This window comes from Variovorax sp. dw_954, from assembly GCF_018449755.1.
Classification (GTDB): domain Bacteria; phylum Pseudomonadota; class Gammaproteobacteria; order Burkholderiales; family Burkholderiaceae_C; genus Variovorax.
In genome coordinates, this window is the sequence record NZ_JAAVVD010000012.1 from 108290 (window position 1) to 127596 (window position 19307).

Consider the following 19307-nt stretch of genomic DNA (forward strand, 5'->3'; position numbering starts at 1 on the left):
TTGTCAACGCGCCGCCTGGAACATCTGCGTGAAATCGCAGCATTCCTGCGCCAGCATCACGATCGAAGCCACCAGCGAACTCCGATGCTCGCCCTTGTACATCGCCACGTAGGTCACCGGCGGCAGCGCGGGCGTGACGTCGATGGGTGCGAGCAGTCCCTGGTCGACCATCTGCTGCAGTGCATGGCGAGGCAGGTAGCTCACGCCCAGGCCGGAGACGGTCAGGCCGATCAGCGCGACGAGGTTGTGGATGACGATCGTGTTGGCGGGCTGGATGCCGAGCTCCTTCATCCAGCTGTCGTAGAGCAGGCCGGTGCCCGACTTCGAGCCCTGGATCAGCATGCGCTGGCGCGCCAGTTCATGGAGGCGCACCGGCTCACCTTGCGGGATGAGCCCGGGCTTGCACATCCACGCGCTTTCGACGGCGCCGACGGCCTTGCTGGGGATGCGCGTGTCGGCGAAGGCGTCGGGCACCACGATGAGGTCGAGCTCGTCGGCCAGCACCTTCTCGCGCAGGTTGACGCTGCTGTCGACGTCCGGCTCCAGGGTGACCTTCGGGTAGTGCGACTGGATCCGCTCGACCCAGCGCGGGAACCAGGTCATCGCGGTGAGTTCGGTCACGCCGATGCGAACACGGCGCTCGAGCACGTCCTGCCGGCCGAACTGCTCGACGGCCGCATCGCGCTGCGCGAGCAGGCTCTTGGCCAGCATGAACATCTCCTCGCCCTTGTCGGTGAGGCGGGCGGATCGCTGCGTGCGGTCGAACAGCTCGGTGTCGAACACCATCTCCAGCTCGTGCACGCGCTTGGACACGGCCGACTGCGAGGTGTGCAGCTTGTTGGCCGCGAGTGCGAAGCTGCCGAGCTGGCCGATCCAGTAGAGCGCTTCGAGTTGCTTGAAAGTCATCATGGCCGAGGCGCGTTCATTTCTTCAGCTGGAGAGTCTCCCTGATCACGTCGCCGCGATCAGGGTCTCCCCAATCCTATTCATCAATATTTTTTCTGGAAATCCAGCATGAACACCGATCAAGGCGCGCTCTTCGCCGATGCGCTGATGCACGAGATCAAGAGCCGGTTTCACTATGTCGACCACGATATGAACGGGCGGCAACGACTCTTCTTCGACAACGCCGGCGGCTCGTTCCGGTTGAAGGCCGCGGTCGAGCAGATGGGGCGCATCGACGCGTTGCCCGACTGCCCCGAGCGCATCCATGAGCTCGCGATCTTCCTGCAGCGCGTGCAGGCCCAGGGCACAGACGACGTTCGGACAATCCTCAACGCGAAAGGCGGCAGCGTCTACGCTTCGCTCACCGCGTCCGGCGGCATGTTCGACATGGTGCGCGCGGTGGCCGAGAACGTGCCCGGCACGAACATGGTGACCACCGTGCTCGAACATCCCTCGTCCTTCGACGCGATGTCGCTGTATGCCGAGCGCCTCGGCAAGACGCTGCGGGTCGCGCAGTCCAACCCGGTGACAGGCGGCGTCGATGTCGACGAGATCGTGGGCCTGGTCGACCAGGATACGTCGCTGCTGAGCGTGATCTACGCGTCCAACATTTCGGGCGCCAAGCTGGACATCGAGCAGATCGTGAAGCGCACACGCGCCATCAAGCCCGACCTCTACATCATCGTGGACGCGGTGCAGCACGCGCCGCATGGGTTGATCGACCTGCAGAAGACGCCGGTGGACGGCATCAACATCGCGCCGTACAAGTTCTTCGGCTGCAGGGGCTCGGGCATGTCGTGGGTGTCGGATCGTGCGTCGGTGCTGCCGCATCACAAGCTGGCCGGCAAGAAGAAGGACTTCTGGGACCTGGGCAGCGCGGCGCCCTGGCAGTTCGCGGTGGTCACCGAGATCGTCAACTACGTCTGCTGGCTCGGCGGGCAGTTCAGCCAGAGCCAGGACCGGCGCGAACTGTTCGCCGCGGGCATCCATGGCATCGAGCTGCATGAGCGTGCATTGCTCGCCCGCTTGCTCGATGGCGACGACAACAACCCTGGCTTGCGCCGCATGGACAACGTGCAGGTCTTCCTCGACTACGAAGACCTCACGAAGCGCGACCTGATCCTCGCGATCGGCATCGACAACCTGGAGCACGCGCAGGCGGTGCGGGAGTACGAGAAGCGCGGCGTGATCGTCTATGAACGTGTGGCGACGAGCTTGTATTCGAAGCGCATGCTGCAGTCCTTCGGGCTTGAAGGCGCGATTCGCGTGTCTCCGCTGCACTGCAATTCCGCGGCCGACATCGATCGCTTCCTGCAAGTAACGAGGGAGATCAGCCAGGTGTTTGCCACCGCTTGATCAAGGGCGGGCAAGCGCATGGGCACGCGCGGGTCAAACGCCCAGCAAGGTCGACAGCGCCTCCGGTGCAGCCACCAACGCAGCCGATTCCGAGGCCAGCACGATCCGGCCTTTCTCCATCACCACCGCGCGATCCGTATGCGCCAGCACCTTGCGCCAGTCGCGGTCCACGATCAGCGTGGCGATGCCGGTACTGCGGATGTCCGCGATCACACGCCAGATCTCGGCCACGATCAGCGGCGCCAGGCCTTCGGTGGCTTCGTCGAGGATCAGCAGGCGTGGGTTGGTCATGAGCGCGCGGCCGATCGACAGCATCTGCTGCTCGCCGCCGGAAAGCTGCTGGCCGCCGTGACCCAGTCGCTCGGTGAGCCGTGGGAAGGTCGCCATCACGCGGTCGAAGGTCCACGCGCGCTGGCCGTCGATGCCGGCGCGGGCGCTCATCAGCAGGTTCTCCTTGACGGAGAGGTTCGGAAAGATGCCGCGGCCTTCGGGCACATAGCCGATGCCGCGCCGTGCCATCTTCTCCGGCACCCAGCCGGTCACGTCCTGGCCGTCGAGCTTCACTTGGCCAAAGGCAGGGCGCACATAGCCCATCAGCGTGCGGATCAGCGTGGTCTTGCCCATGCCATTGCGTCCGAGCAGGCCGACCGATGTCGATGCCGGCAACTCGACATCGACGCCGCGCAGGATGTGGCTGTCGCCGTAGTAGGTGTTGATGCCTGTGACTTGCAACATCTCAATGGTCCTCACCCAGGTACGCGGTGCGAACCTCGGCGTTGTTGCGGATCGCATCCGGGTCGCCCGTCGCGATGACGGCGCCGTTGACCATCACCGTGATGCGGTCGGCAATGCGGAACACCGCATCCATGTCGTGCTCCACCAGCAGGATCGCATGCGAGGACTTCAGCTGGGTCAGCAGCGCGAGCATGCGTTCGGTTTCCTCGGCGCCCATGCCGGCGAGCGGCTCGTCCAGCAGCAACACGCGTGGTCGCGTGGCGAGGCACATCGCGACTTCGAGCTGTCGCTTGGCGCCGTGGCTCAGCGTGCCGGCGATGCGTTGCGCGTCGGTTGCAAGGCCGGCCGCGGCCAGGGCTTCGTCGGCGGCGGCATTGCTGGCGGCGCAGCGCGCAGAGGCTTCCCAGATGGCCCATGGACGCGGCGCCGACGCCTGCGCCGACAGCCTGCAGTTCTCGTGCACGGAGAACTCCGGAAAGATCGTCGTGCGCTGGTAGCTGCGGCCGACGCCTTCTCGTGCGCGGCGCGACTGGGCGCGCGTCGTGATGTCCTCGCCTTCGAGCGTGACGCGGCCTTCGGATGCGGCAATCTCGCCGGAGAGCATGTTGATCAGCGTCGACTTGCCCGCGCCGTTGGTGCCGATCACTGCATGCACCTCGCCGCGATGCAGGTCGATGTTCACCGCGTTCACCGCCACCAGGCCGCCAAAGCGGCGCGTGAGTTTGTCGACGGCCAGCAATGCGCTCATGTGGATGCCTTCGGGGAAAGCCGCGAAGCGATGCCGACGATGCCCTTCGGCAGCAAGGCCACGAACGCGATGATCGCGAGGCCCAGCGTCAGCTGCCAATGGTCCGCCAGCGGCCCGACGAAGGCTTGCGTGGACAGCAGTTCCTTCAGCAGCGTGAATGCCACGGCGCCGATCACCGCACCGCGCAGGTGGCCAAGGCCGCCCAGGATGATCATCAGCAGCACTTCGCCCGAGTTGTGCCAGGCGAGCAGCTCGGGGTTGACCACGCCATCGCGCGAGGCCAAGAGGAAACCCGCCAGCCCGGCCAGCGCGCCGGCCAGCACGAAGGCCGCGAGCTTGTAGCCATACACCGGGAACCCGGCCGCCCGCATGCGCTGCTCGTTCACGCGGATGCCGGCGAGCGCGGCGCCGAAGCGCGAGCGGCGGATCAGCGCCAGCAGGCCGTAGCTGAACACCAGCGAGCCCAGCACCGCATAGAACTGCACATAACGGTTGTCCATGTCGATCGAGCCCAGCGCAGGCCGGATGTACATGTAGATGCCGTCGCTGCCGCCGCCGAACTTGGTGTCGTGGAAGACGAAGAAAGCCATCTGCGCGAACGCCAGCGTCACCATGATGAAGTACACGCCGCGCGTGCGCAGGCTGAGCGCGCCCACGACCAGCGCATAGGCCGCGGCGCTTCCCATGGCCAGCGGCAGCAGCATCGCGATCGAGCCGCCGTCCTTTCCGGAGGCGAGCACCGTGGCATAGGCGCCGATGCCATAGAACGCCGCGTGGCCGAGGCTCACCAGCCCGGTCATGCCGACCAGCAGTTCCAGGCTCAACGCGAAGATCGAGAGGATCATCACCTTGACGATGAAGTCCGACGCATACGGGCTCAACATCGGCCCGATCACGGCCAGCAGCAACGCACAGGCCAGCGGCAGGATGTGATTGAGGCGACTCATCATGTCTTCCGCCCCATCAAGCCTTCGGGCCGCCAGATCAGCACGATCGCCATGAGCACGTACACGCCCATCCCGCTCAGCTCGGCAAAGAACACCTTGCCGAAGGTGTCCACGAAGCCCACCAGCAGCGATGCCACCAGCGCCCCGGTGATCGACCCGATGCCGCCGATCACCACCACCACGAAGCAGATGATCAGCACGCTCGCGCCCATGCCCGGGTACACCGAGGACATCGGCGCCGCGATCATGCCGGCCAGCGCCGCGAGCGCCACGCCGGCCGCGAACACGATGCGGTAGAGCCTGCGGATGTCGATGCCCAGTCCGCGCACCATATCGCGGTTGCTGGCGCCGGCCCGCACCATCATGCCGAGCCTCGTGCGATTCACCACCCAGTAGAGCCCGATGGCCAGCACGATGCAGGCCGCCGAAGCAAAGAGCCGGTACCACGGGTAGCTCATGAGGCTGCCGAGCGCAAAGCTGCCGTCCAGCCAGGGCGGCACCTTCACGCCGTGCACGTCGTTGCCGACCAGGATGGAGCGCAGTTCCTCGAACACGAGGATCAGCCCATAGGTCATCAGCACCTGCTGCAGATGCTCACGCTGGTAGAGAAAACTGAAGAACGCCCATTCGAGCAGGTAGCCGAACACCGCCGCCAGCACCACGCCGGCCACGAGCATGGCGATGAACTGGTCGCCGAACAGCGGCGACAGCGCGAACGCCATGTACGCGCCAATCATGTAGAAGCTGCCGTGCGCCAGGTTGATGACGCCCATGATCCCGAAGATCAGCGTCAGCCCGGAGGCGACCAGGAACAGCAGCAAACCGTACTGGACGGCGTTCAGGCACTGGACGAGGAAGGTGCCGATATCCACTCAAAGACCCTCAGTTGTTCTACTTGTGAAACGCCGCGTGCCGGACTTGGCCGGACCGCTGGCGTTGCTCTTTATCGGCGTTGGAAAGACGAAGCGCGCGCGACCGTAGGGTTGAAGCGGCATTGCGGACGCTGTCGTCGCCCCCGGCAAGGAGGCTGGCGAAGCATGCGTGGCATGCCGCGCAGCCCCGGCTACCCTACATCTTGCAGCCGCGACCCGGATCGGCCAGGCCCTTCACGGCCACGTTCACCAGCTTGTTCTCCTTGCCCTCGACCTTGCGCAGGTAGAAGTCCTGCACCGGGTTGTGCGACTTGCTGATCGTGAACGGGCCGCGCGGGCTGTCGATCTTCGCCTTCTCGATGGCGCCGGAAAATTCCGCCTTCTTCGTGAGGTCGCCCTTCACTGCGTTGAGGCCGATGGCCAGCATCTGCGCGGCGTCATAGCCCTGCACGGCATACACGTCGGGCTGCAGCTTGAACTTGGTGGCATAGGCCGTGCGGAAGCTGTTGTCGCGCGCCGTGTTCAGGCCGTCGGCATAGTGAAGCGTGGTCAGCATGCCTTGCGCGGCATCGCCTTGCGCTTCCAGCGTGCCGTCGGTGAGGAAGCCGGGGCCGTACAGCGGAATGGTCTTGTTGAGCCCGGCCGCCGCATAGTCCTTGACGAACTTCACCGCGCCGCCGCCGGCATAGAAGGAATACACCGCATCGGGCTTGGCCGCGGCGATCTCCGTCAGCAGCGCCTGGAACTCGACATTGGGGAAGGGCACGGTCAGTTCCTTGGTCACCTTGCCGCCGCCCTTCTCGAAGCCTTCCTTGAAGCCGGCCACCGACTCGTCGCCGGCCGCGTACTTCCACGTGATGGTCATCGCGGTCTTCTTGCCTTGCTTGGCCGCGACTTCGCCCATCGCGTAGGCAGGCTGCCAGTTGGAGAAGGAACTGCGGAAGATGTTGGGTGCGCACATCGGGCCGGTCACCGCGTCGGCGCCGCCGTTGGGCACGATCAGCACGGTGCCGCTTTCCTTCGCGGCCTTGGCCATGGCCATGGTCACGCCCGAGTGCACGGTGCCGATGATGACGTCGACGTTGTCGCGCTTGATGAGCTTGTTGACGTTGTCGGTGGCCTTGGCCGGGTCGGATTCGTCATCGACCTTGACGTATTCGATCTCGCGCCCGCCGATCTTGCCGCCGAGCTCGTCCACGCGCAGCTTGAAGCCGTTCTCGATGGCCACGCCCAGCGCGGTGTAGGTGCCGCTGTAGGGCAGCATCAGGCCGACCTTCAGCTTGCCTTGCTGGGCATGCCCCAGGGTGGCGATGCAAGCCAGGGCGAGGGCGGTCAAGGTGGTGCGTGCGATGCGTTGGCTCATGGGGTGGAACTCCGGTGCAGGTCAATGAATGTAACCGCCGAGACTATTGCCTTTTCCGGCTGGTCGCGGTGTGGGGAATGCCCGCAGTCGGGCAATTCGACGAGCTGCGTTGCAGGCACTTGTCGCGCGATTCCCTGAATTTGCTCCAGCGTGCCGTACTCGTCGTCGACGCCCTGCATGGCGAGCACGGGACAGCGGATCGCGCCGAGCTCGGCCTCGATGTTCCATCGGCGAAAGGGCGGGTGCAGCCAGATGCGGTTCCAGCCCCAGAAGGCGGAATCGGCGCTGTTGTGGTACTTGCCGAGGCGCTGCGGCAGGTCGGTGGACAGGTAGGCCTGGCGCGCTTCCTCGATGTTCGCGACGGTCACGTCTTCCACGAAGATGTGTGGCGCGACGACGACGATGCCCGCCACGGCGTGGGGGAATTGCGCCGCGTAGAGGAGGGCGATGGAACCGCCATCGCTGTGGCCGAAGAGCCAGGGTTTTTCTTGGAGATGGATTGCATTGAAGAAGGCGGGTAGCACTTCGCATGCCTGCCGGTGCATGAAGTCGACATCCCAGTGCTCGTCTTCATCGCGCGGCGTCGAGCGGCCATAGCCGGGGCGCGAGAACACAAGGCCCCTGTAGCCGCCGGCATCGCACAGCTGCTGGGGGAAGTCCTTCCACATCGCGACCGAGCCGAGGCCTTCGTGGAGGAAGACGACGAGCGGCGCATTGGTGCGCTCGGGCGCGATGCGCACGTATTCGATGCGCACATCGCGCTCGCGCCAACGGATGCTTGCGAATTCGGTGGGGTTCACTCCCTCTCCCCTCGGGGAGAGGGAAGAAGAACCTCCGCTCACGCCTGCTTCTCCTTGTCACGCAGGCGGAAGCGCTGGATTTTTCCGGTGGCCGTCTTCGGCAACTCCTCGATGAACTCGATGAAGCGCGGGTACTTGTACGGCGCCAGCTTTTCCTTGACGAAGGCCTTGAGTTCGTCGTCGGTCGCCGAATGGCCGGCCTTCAACACGACATAGGCCTTGGTCTTGGTCAACCCGTCCGCGTCCTCCTTGCCGATCACCGCGGCCTCGAGCACCGCGGGATGCAGCATCAGCGTCGACTCCACCTCGAAGGGCGAGACGTAGATGCCGCTGACCTTCAGCATGTCGTCGCTGCGCCCGGCGTAGGTGTAGTAGCCGTCGGCGTCGCGGGAGTATTTGTCGCCGCTCTTGGTCCAGCCTTCGTGGAAGGTGTCGCGACTCTTCTCGGGGTTGCCCCAGTACATCAGCGCGGCGCTCGGGCCCTTGATGTACAGGTCGCCGACCTCGCCGATAGGCACCGGCTTGCCGTCCTCGCCGCGCAGTTCGATCTCGTAGCCTTCGACCGGCTTGCCGGTGGTGCCGTAGCGGATGTCGCCGGGCCGGTTCGAGATGAAGACGTGCAGCATCTCCGTCGAGCCGATGCCGTCGATGATCTCGCAGCCGTAATGCGCCTTGAACCGTTGCGCGATTTCGCCCGGCAGTGCCTCTCCCGCCGAAGAGCACATGCGCAATGCGACCTGATCGCGCGCCGGCAGCGATGGCGAGGCGAGCATGCCGGCGAAGCCGGTGGGCGCGCCGAAGAACACCGTCGGCCGGATGCCGCTGGCGGTCCAGCGCCTGAAGGTGGCATCGGGCGTCGGGCGCTCGGCCATGAGCATCACGGTCGCGCCGACCGACAGCGGAAAGGTGAGGGCGTTGCCCAGTCCATAGGCAAAGTACAGCTTCGCCGCGGAAAAGCAGACATCGTCCTCCGTCAGCCCCAGCACCGGCTTGCCGAACAGCTCCGCCGTCCACCATGGGTTGGCATGGGTGTGCACCGTGCCCTTGGGCCGGCCGGTCGAGCCGGAGGAATAGAGCCAGAACGCGTGATCCTGTGGGGCGGTGTCTGCGGGCGCGGCGAGTGGCGTGGCCGCGACGACGGCGTCAGCGATGCTCACCGCGCCGGCCGGGAGATCGCCCACCGGATGCGACACGAACAACTGGCGGACCTGATGCGGGGCCTTCGCCATCGCCTGCTGCAGCACGCCCAGCAGGGCGCCCGACACCAGTGCGGCCTTCGCGCTGCTGTGGTCGAGCATGTAGGCGTAGTCGTCGGCCGTGAGCAGCGTGTTGACCGCCACGGGCACCACGCCTGCGTACAGGCTGCCGAGGAAGCTCACCGGCCAGTCGCTGCTGTCGAGTTGGAGCAGCAGCACGCGGTCCTCGCGCTGGAGGCCCACTGCAAGCAGGGCCGACGCAAGTTGCCGGGCGCGCGCTTCAAGCTCGCCGTATGTCATCGTGCCCTTGTCGTCGATGTAGGCGACCTTTTGCGCGCGGCCGCGGTTCAGTGCGAACAGGTGCTCGGCGAAATTGAAAGTTGGAGGCAGCGGGCTCATCGGGTGGGTCTCCTCGGGTGACGGTTCAAGCCGTCTTTGTGAATTGGATCTGGCCTTCGGGCAGCAGGTACAGGACGAGTGCACGTCCTGCCGCGACGGTCGGAAAGTGCGCGCTGCCCGGCGGATACACACACCAGCCTGCAGGCCGCGCGTCGAAGGTTGCGTCGCCTTCGAGCGGCATGATCAGGTCGATCTCCCCCTTGGGATGGCTGTGGTGCGGCCCGGCGATATCCCGCATGTCGACCACGTCGACCGAGAAACTATGCAGCGCGTCTTCCGCCTTGAACACGCGGCCATATCGGATGCCGCCGCCTTCGCGCTCGCACAGCCAGCCCTCCGCGACACCTTCGATACAGGCCTGTTTCAAGCTCTCGAAGCTCGCCGTGCCGGCGCCGTGGCGGGTGTTGAGCCACGCGTCCAATTCATGGTCGAGCGGCCGTCCGGCGATTTCGGCCGTGAGGCCGGCAACAAGCTGGTGAAAGGATTCCTTGGACATCGTGGCCTGGTCTTTTTTTGGGTGAGGAGACTGTCAGCGCGCTTGCGGTAATCCGCCATGTGCAGTATCTTGCCTGTTGCGAACAATACGCAGGCACTCAAATGCTGTCAAGCAATATAGTGCATCCATGGTGTTAACCCCGAGATGCCCTCAAGGCCAAGGATGGATATGAATGAGCGAGCCCACGAGACCGTGAGCGTGGCGGACGACGAGTCGAAGAATCCGCTGCTGGTGGCGCTCGGCGATCGGGTGCGCAACCTGCGCGCACGGCGGGGACTGACCCGCAAGGCGGTGGCGCTGACGGCGGACGTTTCCGAGCGGCATCTGGCCAACCTGGAATACGGCACCGGCAACGCCTCGATCCTGGTCCTGCAGCAGGTGGCCAACGCGCTGCAATGCTCGCTGGCCGAACTCGTCGGTGACGTGACCACCAGTTCGCCGGAGTGGCTGCTGATCCGCGAACTGCTGGAGCGGCGAGGCGAGGCGGATCTGCGCCGTGCGCGCATCGCGTTGAGCGAACTGCTGGATTCGTCGTCCAGCGATCCGGCGCGCAACCGGCGCATCGCCTTGATCGGCTTGCGTGGCGCCGGCAAGTCCACGCTGGGGCAGATGCTCGCCGACGACCTCGAGGTGCCGTTCATCGAACTGAGCCGCGAGATCGAGAAGATCGCCGGCTGCAGCGTGCGCGAGATCCACGACCTCTATGGCACCAATGCCTACCGCCGCTACGAACGCAGGGCGTTGGAGGAGGCCGTGCAGATCTACAGCGAGGTCGTGATCGCCACGCCCGGCGGCATCGTCTCCGACCCGGCCACCTTCAACGAATTGCTCGCTCACTGCGCCACCGTCTGGCTGCAGGCCGCGCCGGAAGAGCACATGGGCCGCGTCGCCGCGCAGGGCGACACCCGCCCGATGGCCGCCAGCAAGGAGGCGATGGACGACCTTCGCCGCATCCTGACCGGACGCGCCGCCTTCTATTCGAAGGCTGACATGGTGGTCGATACCTCGAGACGGGACCTCGCGCAGAGCTTCCAGTCCTTGCGCGCCGCGGTTCGGGAAAGCCTCGCGGAGCCCGCCTGAAACTTTGCGCCCCATGACCTGTAATAAATCGATGCAGATATTGACGCAGCCCTGAACATGCATAATGATGCATGTCATGGCGGAAGAATTAATCCGTCACATGCATGATACTTCTTCTATCCACCGCATCAGGAGACCTCGAAATGACTGAAACCGCCACCGCGCCGGCATCCGTGGACTACCGCACCGACCCCACCCAATACCGCCACTGGAAGCTCAGCGTCGACGGCGCCGTGGCCCGCCTGTCGCTCGATATCGCCGAAGACGGCGGTATCCGTCCCGGCTACAAGCTCAAGCTCAACAGCTACGACCTGGGCGTGGACATTGAACTGGCCGACGCGCTGAATCGTGTGCGTTTCGAGCATCCGGAAGTGCGCTCGGTCGTCGTCACCAGCGCCAAGGACCGCATCTTCTGTTCCGGCGCCAACATCTTCATGCTGGGTGTGTCGAGCCACAGATGGAAGGTCAACTTCTGCAAGTTCACCAACGAGACGCGCAACGGCATCGAGGACACCTCTAAGCACTCGGGCATCAAGTTCCTGGCCGCCGTGAATGGCGCCTGCGCCGGCGGTGGCTACGAGCTGGCATTGGCCTGCGACGAGATCTACCTCGTGGACGACCGCTCGTCGTCGGTGTCGCTGCCCGAAGTGCCGCTGCTCGGCGTACTGCCCGGAACCGGCGGCCTCACGCGCGTCACCGACAAGCGCCACGTGCGCCACGACCTGGCCGACATCTTCTGCACCAGCGTCGAAGGCGTGCGCGGGCAGCGTGCCGTCGACTGGCGCCTCGTCGACAAGGTCGTGAAGCCAGCGCAGTTCGCGGCCAGCGTGCAGCAGCGTGCGGTCGAGCTGGGCGAAAAGAGCGATCGTCCCGCTGGCGCCAAGGGTGTCCCGCTCGCCCGCATCGAGCGCGAGGACAGCGAGAACAGCCTGCGCTACAAGCACGTGCAGGTCGAGATCGACCGGTCAGGGCGCTCGGCGACATTCACGATCCATGCGCCGGTCGGTGCACAACCCACCGACATCGCGAGCATCGAGGCCGCGGGCGGTTCGTGGTGGCCGTTCGCGATGGCGCGCGAACTGGACGACGCGATCCTCTGCATGCGCACCAACGAGCTGAACATCGGCACCTGGGTGCTCAAGACCAAGGGCGACCCGGCCGCGGTGCTGGCCAGCGACGCGACGATGCTGGCGAACGAAGGCCACTGGTTCGTGCGCGAAACCATCGGCCTGCTGCGCCGGACGCTGGCCCGCCTCGACGTGTCGTCGCGCAGCCTGTTCGCGCTGATCGACTCGGATTCGTGCTTCGCCGGCACCTTGGCCGAACTGGCCTTCTCGGCCGACCGCGCCTACATGCTGGCGCTGCCGGACGACCCGGAACATGCACCGAAGCTGTCGCTCAACGAACTCAACTTCGGCAAGCTGCCGATGGTCAACGACCAGAGCCGCCTGCAACGCCGTTTCTACGAGGAAGAGGCGCCGCTCGCCGCCGCGCGCGCCGCCATCGGCAGCGAACTGGACGCCGACGAGGCATTGAAGCTGGGCCTCGTCACCATGGCCCCGGACGACATCGACTGGGCCGACGAGATCCGCATCGCCATGGAAGAACGCGCCGCGATGTCGCCGGATTCGCTGACCGGCCTCGAAGCCAACCTGCGCTTCTCGCAGCGCGAGAACATGAACACCCGCATCTTCGGCCGCCTCACCGCCTGGCAGAACTGGATCTTCAACCGGCCGAACGCCGTGGGAGAGAAGGGTGCGCTCAAGGTCTACGGCACCGGCGAGAAAGCCGGCTTCGACCTCAACCGCGTCTAAACCAAGAACAAACCCAAGGAACCCCGATGAGCACGATCAACTACAGCGAGAAGATCCCCAACAACGTCAACCTCGGCGAAGACCGCACGCTGCAGCGCGCGCTCGAAGGCTGGCAGCCGAACTTCATCAACTGGTGGGACGACGTGGGCCCGGACGGTTCCACGAATTACGACGTCTACCTGCGCACGGCAGTCAGCGTCGACCCGCAGGGCTGGGCGCAGTTCGGCCACGTCAAGATGCGCGACTACCGCTGGGGCATCTTCCTGAACCCGGGCGACCAGAACCGCGAGATCCACTTCGGCGACAACAAGGGCGAGAAGGCTTGGCAGGACGTGCCCGGCGAGCACCGCGCCAACCTGCGCCGCATCATCGTGACGCAGGGCGACACCGAGCCGGCGTCGGTCGAGCAGCAGCGCCACCTGGGCCTCACCGCGCCGTCGATGTACGACATGCGCAACCTGTTCCAGATCAACGTGGAAGAAGGCCGCCACCTGTGGGCGATGGTCTACCTGCTCCACAAGCACTTCGGCCGCGATGGTCGCGAAGAAGCCGAGGCACTGTTGCAGCGCACCTCCGGCGACGTGGACAACCCGCGCATCCTCGGCGCCTTCAACGAGAAGACGCCCGACTGGCTGGCCTTCTTCATGTTCACCTACTTCACTGACCGCGACGGCAAGTTCCAGCTGTCGGCATTGGCGGAGAGTGCATTCGATCCGCTGGCCCGCACGACCAAGTTCATGCTGACCGAGGAAGCGCACCACATGTTCGTCGGCGAGAGCGGCGTCTCCCGCGTGCTGTCGCGCACCGCGGCCGTGATGAATGAGCTCAAGACCGACGACCCGCAGAAGGTGCGCGCGGCCGGCGCCATCGACCTCGGCACGATCCAGCGCTACCTGAACTTCCACTACAGCGTGACCATCGACCTGTTCGGCGCCGACCAGTCGAGCAACGCCGCCATCTTCTACAGCTCGGGTCTCAAAGGCCGTTATGAAGAAGGCAAGCGCACCGACGACCACATACTCAAGGGCCAGACCTACAAGGTGCTCGAGGTGAAGGACGGCCAGCTCCTCGAGAAGGAAGTGCCGATGCTCAACGCCCTGAACGAAGTGCTGCGCGACGACTTCATCAAGGACTCCGTGGCCGGTGTCGGCCGCTGGAACAAGGTGCTGGAGAAGGCCGGCATCCCGACACGCCTGGTCGTGCCGCACAAGGCCTTCAACCGCCAGATCGGTGCACTCGCGGGCATCAAGATGTCGCCTGAAGGCCGCGTGGTCAACGAGCAGGAGTGGGCCGCGAAGAAGAGCGAATGGCTGCCGACCCCGGATGACTTCGCCTTCGTGGCATCGTTGATGGGCCGCGTCATCGAGCCCGGCAAGTTCGCCGGCTGGATCGCGCCGCCGGTGATGGGCATCAACCGCCAGCCGGTCGATTTCGAATACATCCGCTTCGGCTGATGTATTGCTCCCTCTCCCACCGGGGAGAGGGCCGGGGTGAGGGCAGGCGGCGTCCCCACGAAGCACAGCCCCCTCACCCTGAACCTCTCCCCGAGGGGAGAGGAAAAAGAGAGGAGACACACGATGAACAGCATGGTCGAAGTCAACATCATCAAGCAGCACCTGATCGACCCCGAGATCTGCATCCGCTGCAACACCTGCGAGGCCACCTGCCCGGTCGGCGCCATCACGCACGACGATCGCAACTACGTCGTGCGCGCCGACGTCTGCAACAGCTGCATGGCCTGCATTTCGCCATGCCCGACGGGTTCCATCGACAACTGGCGCACCATGCCCATGGTCCGCGCCTACTCGATCGAAGAGCAACTGACGTGGGATGAGTTGCCGGCAGAGCTGACGCCCGAACAGCTCGAAGCCGAAGGCGTGTCGAGCGATGCCGAACCGCAGATGCCCCCGTCCAGCGCGGTGCCGCAGCCGGCGTCCGAACCCGGCGAGCCGGTATTCAACTCGGCCCAGTACGGCGCCACGACGCCGCCCTGGTCCGCCGCGCACGCGTACACCAACCTGCATCCGCCGAAGAAGCCCACGACCGCCACGGTGGTCGGCAACTTCAACTGCACCGAAGCCGGCTTCGAGAACCAGACCCACCACATCGTGCTCGACTTCGGCGCGATGCCGTTCCCGGTGCTCGAAGGCCAGTCGCTCGGCATCATCCCGCCCGGCACCGACGCCAACGGCAAGCCGCATTTCGCGCGCCAGTACTCCGTCGCCAGCCCGCGCAACGGCGAGCGGCCGGGCTACAACAACGTCTCGCTCACGGTGAAGCGCGTCACCGAGGACTACCAGGGCAAGCCCGTGCGAGGCGTCGCGAGCAACTACGTCTGCGACCTGAAAGTGGGCGACAAGGTCCAGGTCGTCGGGCCGTTCGGCGCGTCCTTCCTGATGCCGAACCATCCCAAGTCGCACATCGTCATGATCTGCACGGGAACAGGCAGCGCGCCGATGCGCGCCATGACCGAATGGCGCAGGCGACTGCGCAAGAGCGGCAAGTTCGAGGGCGGCAAGCTGATGCTGTTCTTCGGCGCGCGCACGCAACAGGAACTGCCGTACTTCGGCCCGCTGCAGACCTTGCCGAAGGACTTCATCGACATCAACTTCGCGTTTTCGCGCGCGCCGGGTCAGCCCAAGCGCTATGTGCAGGACCTGATGCGTTCGCGCGCCGCGGACCTTGCGGAGCTCTTGAAGGACGGCCAATCGCACTTCTACGTGTGCGGCCTCAAGAGCATGGAAGAGGGCGTGGTCCTGGCACTGCGAGACGTGGCCGCGGAAGCCGGGCTGGACTGGGACACGATCGGTGCCGGCCTGAAGTCCGAAGGCCGGCTCCACCTCGAAACTTACTGAGCCCTGCGCGCCGGGGCACATGAAGTTCGCAGATTTCCACGTTGGCCAGTCGATCGAGGCCGGGCCATTCCAGGTCACGGAAGAAGAGGTCCTGTCGTTCGCGCGTGCCTGGGATCCGCAGTGGTTTCACACCGATCCGGCCGCTGCCGACGCGGGGCCGTTCCAGGGCCTGATCGCGAGCGGCTGGCACACCTGCGCAATTGCCATGCGCCTGATCGCCGACGCGGCGCTGGCAGGCTCGGAGTCCTTTGCGTCGCCGGGGCTCCAGTACGTGAAATGGCCCAAGCCTGTGCGGCCCGGCGATTCGCTGCGCCTCGTGGCGGAGGTGCTCGCTGTTCGTGTATCGCGCAGCGGCAAGGCGCTTGGAATCCTCGACTGGCGCTGGAAGCTGTTCAATCAGCGAGGGGAGATGGTGCTGGACCTGGAGGCGACCAGCTTGTTCAAGCTGTCTCCGCAAGCCAAAGGCCAGGACTGAGCGTCCGGCTTCAGGGCTTGCGCTGAACGAACGCGGCCACACGCGCGGCGGTGTCCGGATCCGAGAAGCACGCCATCGCCGCCTGCTCCTCCAGTTCGAGCGCGCCCTGGAGTGCTGGCCGCATCTGCGACGTCATCACCCTCTTGAGTTGCAGGGTCGCAGTCTGCGATCGCTCAGCGATCTGCCCTGCCAACGCCAGCGCAGTCGGCAGCATCGCGTCCCGCGGCACCACTCGGTTGACCAGTCCGAGCCGATGCAGGGCGTTCGCATCAACCCGCTCCCCCAGCACGATCAGTTCCATCGCACGCTGATAACCGACGAGTTGCGGCAGCAGGTGCGTCACGCCGCCCGTCACGAACTGGCCCAGCGCCATCTCCGGGAAGAACGCCACCAGGTCGTCGGCCGCCACCACCATGTCGCAGTTGAGCACCCACTCGAAACCCGCGCCCACGGCAAAGCCGTGCACGGCGCCGATCACGAACTTGGGCCCGAACATGATGTCGCGCGTGATCTGCTGGACGCGTTCGCCCATCGCGGCCACGGATTCGGGGGTGGCGGACTGCTCGTCGAATTCCTTGAGGTCGTCGCCTGCGCAAAAGGCGCGGCCTGCGCCAGTCAACACGATCACGCGCGTTTGCGGGTCGGCGTGGGCTTCGGCCAACGCACGGTGCAGGTCTTCCAGCAAGTGCGCGCCGATGGCGTTGAGGCGAGCCGGGCGGTTGAGGGTCACGAGGCTCACGGCCTCCTGCGTGGAGAGGAGGACAGTGGGCGGTGTCGTCGACATGGCTTGCTTTCAGCGTACGGCTCGGCCAGCGAGTGTCGCTCACCCGTCCACAAGGCGCGCCGCCGGCACGCGCGGATGCATTATTTCGTGCGGCGCCGGTCGAAGAAAGCCTGCCGCCAGGGCATGACCTGGACCGACGCGAAAAGCTGCCCCTCGCCGAACGGGTCTTCGCCCGCAAACGCTTGTGCGGATTGAGCGTCCGGGGCGTCCAGAATGATCAGGCTGCCGATCGCCTGGCCATCGGCGTCCAGCAGCGCACCGCCGGCCAGCATCTTGTCCTGGCGGGCGGTGAGGTAGTCGAGATGCGCGGGCCTGAGTGCCTGTCGCAATGCCTGCGAATCCGGCTTGTCGAGCGAGAGGATGACGAATGGCATTTGGTACTCCGTGGCTTGCTTCAGCTTGGCGTGATGCCGGCCTTCGAGATGATTCCGGCCCAGGTCTGCATTTCGCGCGAGATGAATGCCTGGAATTCCGCGGGTGTGCTGCCCACGGGTTCGGCGCCATTGTTGGTCAGTGCCTCGCGGGTGATCGTCGTCTGCAGCGCCTTGCGGATCTCTGCGCTCAGGCGCTCGACGATCGCCGGGTCGGTGCCCGCGGGCGCGAGGATGCCGGTCCACGCACTGACGTCGAAGGGCTTGCCGCTGATCTCGCTCACGGTGCGCACCTCGGGCAGCGACGCGGAGCGATGCGCCGTCGACGTTGCGAGCGCGCGCACCTTGCCCGACTTCACCAACGGCGCCGCCGCCACCACGTTCGCGAACATGAGGTCCACATGCCCGCCCATCACGTCCGCCAGCGCCGGTCCGGTGCCCTTGTACGGCACGTGCGTCATGCTGACGCCCGATTGCAGCGTCAGCAGTTCCATCGACAGGTGGTCGGCCGTACCGCTTCCGGTCGACGCAAAGGAGAGCTTGCGGGTCCTGGCCAGGGCCAGCGCCTCGTCCATGGACCCGATCGACGAGGCGAGCGAGGCCACCATGATGAAGGGCGACTGCACGGCAAGGCAGATCGGCGCGAAGGCCTTGGCGGTGTCGAAGGGCAGGCTCTTCATCATTGCCGGATTGGTGGCGTGCGGAACGCTGGCCACCAGCAGGGTGTAGCCGTCCGGCGCGGCCTTGGCCACGAACTCGGAGCCGATGACCGTGCTGGCGCCTGGCTTGTTCTCGACGTAGAAGGTCTGGCCAAGCGATTGGGACAGGCTGGCGGCGATCGCGCGTGCCACCACGTCCTGACCGCCACCGGCGGTGAAGGGCACCACGACCTTGACCTGCCGGTCGGGGTAGGGGCTGGCGGCGCGCACAGGCAGCGTGACGGCGACGCCGGCCGCAGCCAGCGCAGTGATGAGTTCACGACGATTCATGGAAGTCTCCTGGTGCCGTCGCCGCGCCCGGCGATGCTATGCATTGAAATGGAGCCGCAGTCCCGCATCGGGCCATGGCAGCGACACCAGCCGACCGGTCTCGGACAGCGTGACGAAGGCGGTCTTCAGGTCCGGGCCGCCGAAGCAGAGATTCGTGACGTAGATGTCCGGGAATCTGTGCTGGCGCAGCAGCTCGCCGCTGGGTGCGATGACCGAGATCGCCCCGGTGACCAGCGTCGCCACGCAGATCCGCCCTTCGGCGTCCAGCGCCAGGCTGTCGAAGCGCTGGAAGCCGCCCAGGCCGCAGACCAGGCGCCCGCCATGCGGCGATGGAAACGGCAGCTTCCTGACCACGCCGGGCTCGACGATGTCGAAGGCCCACAGCCGCGCCGTTTCGGTCTCAGCCACGTAGAGGACGCGGCCATCCGGCGACAGGCCGATGCCGTTCGGCGACAGCAGCGAGTAGGCGACCTCGACGATATGGGAGCCGTCGGGCAGGGCGTAGTAGACGCCGCCGGCGTCGCGTGAGCGCGCGTGCTTCTTGCCGAAATCCGTGAAGTAGAAACCGCCTTGCGCATCGAAGACGATGTCGTTGGGTGACGAGAGGCGATGCCCCTCGCAATGGGTATGGAGCCGTGTGCAGGCGCCGTCGTCGAGGCCCACGCGCAGGATGCTGCCGCCACGGTAGTCGGCTGCCGGCCCGATGGAAGTGAAGCGTCCCGGCACGTAGGCACTGCCGCCGTTGTCGCAGACGTAAAGCGCGCCATCCGGCCCGATCGCGGCGCCATTGGGGCCACCGCCGCAGTCGGCCACGGTGTCGATGCGACCGTCGGGCGAGACCCGGACGATCCTGCCCGCACGCATCTCGACCAGCAGCACGGAGCCGTCGCCCAATGCCACCGGACCTTCAGGGAATTGCAGGCCATCGGCCAGGATCTTCATGCCTTCTCTGACTTTTCGCGGAACGGATTGCGCCGAAAAAAGCCTTGTCTCCTAATGACTTAGGCCATGAAGATAGTGGATCGCCCCCGGCGACTCAATCACAATTAACTCATGCGAGAAATGAATAAAAGTCATTTCAG

19 protein-coding genes are annotated in these 19307 nt (G+C 65.5%); 6 read left to right on the top strand and 13 right to left on the bottom strand.

Going from position 1 to position 19307, the window contains the following annotated elements; all coding sequences use genetic code 11:
• Positions 1–3: 3 nt before the first annotated feature.
• Positions 4–906: a LysR family transcriptional regulator gene (locus HB681_RS19525; protein ID WP_213956634.1), complete on the bottom strand. Its 903-nt coding sequence runs from the start codon at positions 904–906 to the stop codon at positions 4–6.
• A 108-nt stretch (positions 907–1014) separates the two neighbouring features.
• Between HB681_RS19525 and HB681_RS19530 the strand changes: the two genes are divergently transcribed.
• Complete coding sequence (locus HB681_RS19530) at positions 1015–2301, top strand: aminotransferase class V-fold PLP-dependent enzyme (protein ID WP_213956534.1); 1287 nt, start codon at positions 1015–1017, stop codon at positions 2299–2301.
• 33 nt (positions 2302–2334) lie between these two features.
• On the opposite strand, the gene HB681_RS19535 is transcribed toward HB681_RS19530, so the two are convergent.
• From HB681_RS19535 to HB681_RS19570, 8 genes are all read right to left on the bottom strand, one after another.
• Positions 2335–3036: an ABC transporter ATP-binding protein gene (locus tag HB681_RS19535; protein ID WP_213956535.1), complete on the bottom strand. Its 702-nt coding sequence runs from the start codon at positions 3034–3036 to the stop codon at positions 2335–2337.
• A 1-nt stretch (position 3037) separates the two neighbouring features.
• A complete protein-coding gene (locus HB681_RS19540; RefSeq protein WP_213956536.1) occupies positions 3038–3784 on the bottom strand; it encodes an ABC transporter ATP-binding protein in 747 nt (248 codons plus the stop codon).
• Positions 3781–4731, bottom strand: coding sequence for a branched-chain amino acid ABC transporter permease (locus HB681_RS19545; RefSeq protein ID WP_256735012.1), 951 nt, complete (start codon positions 4729–4731; stop codon positions 3781–3783). The genes HB681_RS19540 and HB681_RS19545 overlap by 4 nt, the downstream gene beginning before the upstream one ends.
• Positions 4731–5603 carry a branched-chain amino acid ABC transporter permease gene (locus tag HB681_RS19550; protein ID WP_213956537.1) on the bottom strand — a complete coding sequence of 291 codons (873 nt, stop codon included), beginning with the start codon at positions 5601–5603 and terminating at the stop codon, positions 4731–4733. Before HB681_RS19550 ends, HB681_RS19545 begins: the two co-directional genes overlap by 1 nt.
• A gap of 196 nt (positions 5604–5799) precedes the next feature.
• Positions 5800–6966 carry an ABC transporter substrate-binding protein gene (locus HB681_RS19555; RefSeq protein WP_213956538.1) on the bottom strand — a complete coding sequence of 389 codons (1167 nt, stop codon included), beginning with the start codon at positions 6964–6966 and terminating at the stop codon, positions 5800–5802.
• Entirely contained in the window at positions 6963–7766 is an 804-nt protein-coding gene (locus HB681_RS19560; RefSeq protein ID WP_213956539.1) for an alpha/beta fold hydrolase, read from the bottom strand. The genes HB681_RS19555 and HB681_RS19560 overlap by 4 nt, the downstream gene beginning before the upstream one ends.
• A 38-nt stretch (positions 7767–7804) precedes the next feature.
• Complete coding sequence (locus HB681_RS19565) at positions 7805–9361, bottom strand: benzoate-CoA ligase family protein (protein WP_213956540.1); 1557 nt, start codon at positions 9359–9361, stop codon at positions 7805–7807.
• Positions 9362–9386: 25 nt separating this feature from the next.
• Positions 9387–9857 (bottom strand): DUF4863 family protein, encoded by a 471-nt coding sequence (locus HB681_RS19570; RefSeq protein ID WP_213956541.1) that lies wholly within the window; start codon positions 9855–9857, stop codon positions 9387–9389.
• A gap of 162 nt (positions 9858–10019) precedes the next feature.
• Here HB681_RS19570 and HB681_RS19575 point away from each other — a divergent pair, with 162 nt between their 5' ends.
• From HB681_RS19575 to HB681_RS19595, 5 genes are all read left to right on the top strand, one after another.
• Entirely contained in the window at positions 10020–10937 is a 918-nt protein-coding gene (locus HB681_RS19575; protein WP_213956542.1) for a helix-turn-helix transcriptional regulator, read from the top strand.
• A gap of 143 nt (positions 10938–11080) precedes the next feature.
• Complete coding sequence (boxC, locus tag HB681_RS19580; protein WP_213956543.1) at positions 11081–12751, top strand: 2,3-epoxybenzoyl-CoA dihydrolase; 1671 nt, start codon at positions 11081–11083, stop codon at positions 12749–12751.
• Between the two features lie 26 nt (positions 12752–12777).
• The gene (gene boxB / locus HB681_RS19585; protein ID WP_213956544.1) at positions 12778–14205 is read left to right on the top strand and encodes a benzoyl-CoA 2,3-epoxidase subunit BoxB; all 1428 of its coding nucleotides are present in this window, start codon (positions 12778–12780) and stop codon (positions 14203–14205) included.
• A 123-nt stretch (positions 14206–14328) separates the two neighbouring features.
• Positions 14329–15606, top strand: a complete 1278-nt coding sequence (boxA, locus tag HB681_RS19590; RefSeq protein WP_213956545.1) for a benzoyl-CoA 2,3-epoxidase subunit BoxA — start codon at positions 14329–14331, stop codon at positions 15604–15606.
• A gap of 19 nt (positions 15607–15625) precedes the next feature.
• On the top strand, positions 15626–16081 hold the full coding sequence (locus tag HB681_RS19595; RefSeq protein ID WP_213956546.1) for a MaoC family dehydratase: 456 nt from the start codon (positions 15626–15628) through the stop codon (positions 16079–16081).
• Positions 16082–16091: 10 nt separating this feature from the next.
• Here HB681_RS19595 and HB681_RS19600 read toward each other — a convergent pair whose 3' ends face one another.
• The 4 genes from HB681_RS19600 to HB681_RS19615 form a co-directional block, all read right to left on the bottom strand.
• Positions 16092–16865 (bottom strand): enoyl-CoA hydratase/isomerase family protein, encoded by a 774-nt coding sequence (locus HB681_RS19600; RefSeq protein ID WP_213956547.1) that lies wholly within the window; start codon positions 16863–16865, stop codon positions 16092–16094.
• Positions 16866–16945: 80 nt separating this feature from the next.
• Positions 16946–17239 (bottom strand): YciI family protein, encoded by a 294-nt coding sequence (locus HB681_RS19605; RefSeq protein WP_213956548.1) that lies wholly within the window; start codon positions 17237–17239, stop codon positions 16946–16948.
• A gap of 20 nt (positions 17240–17259) precedes the next feature.
• Positions 17260–18225: a tripartite tricarboxylate transporter substrate binding protein gene (locus HB681_RS19610; RefSeq protein ID WP_213956549.1), complete on the bottom strand. Its 966-nt coding sequence runs from the start codon at positions 18223–18225 to the stop codon at positions 17260–17262.
• A 36-nt stretch (positions 18226–18261) separates the two neighbouring features.
• Entirely contained in the window at positions 18262–19167 is a 906-nt protein-coding gene (locus HB681_RS19615; protein ID WP_213956550.1) for an SMP-30/gluconolactonase/LRE family protein, read from the bottom strand.
• Positions 19168–19307: the final 140 nt, after the last annotated feature.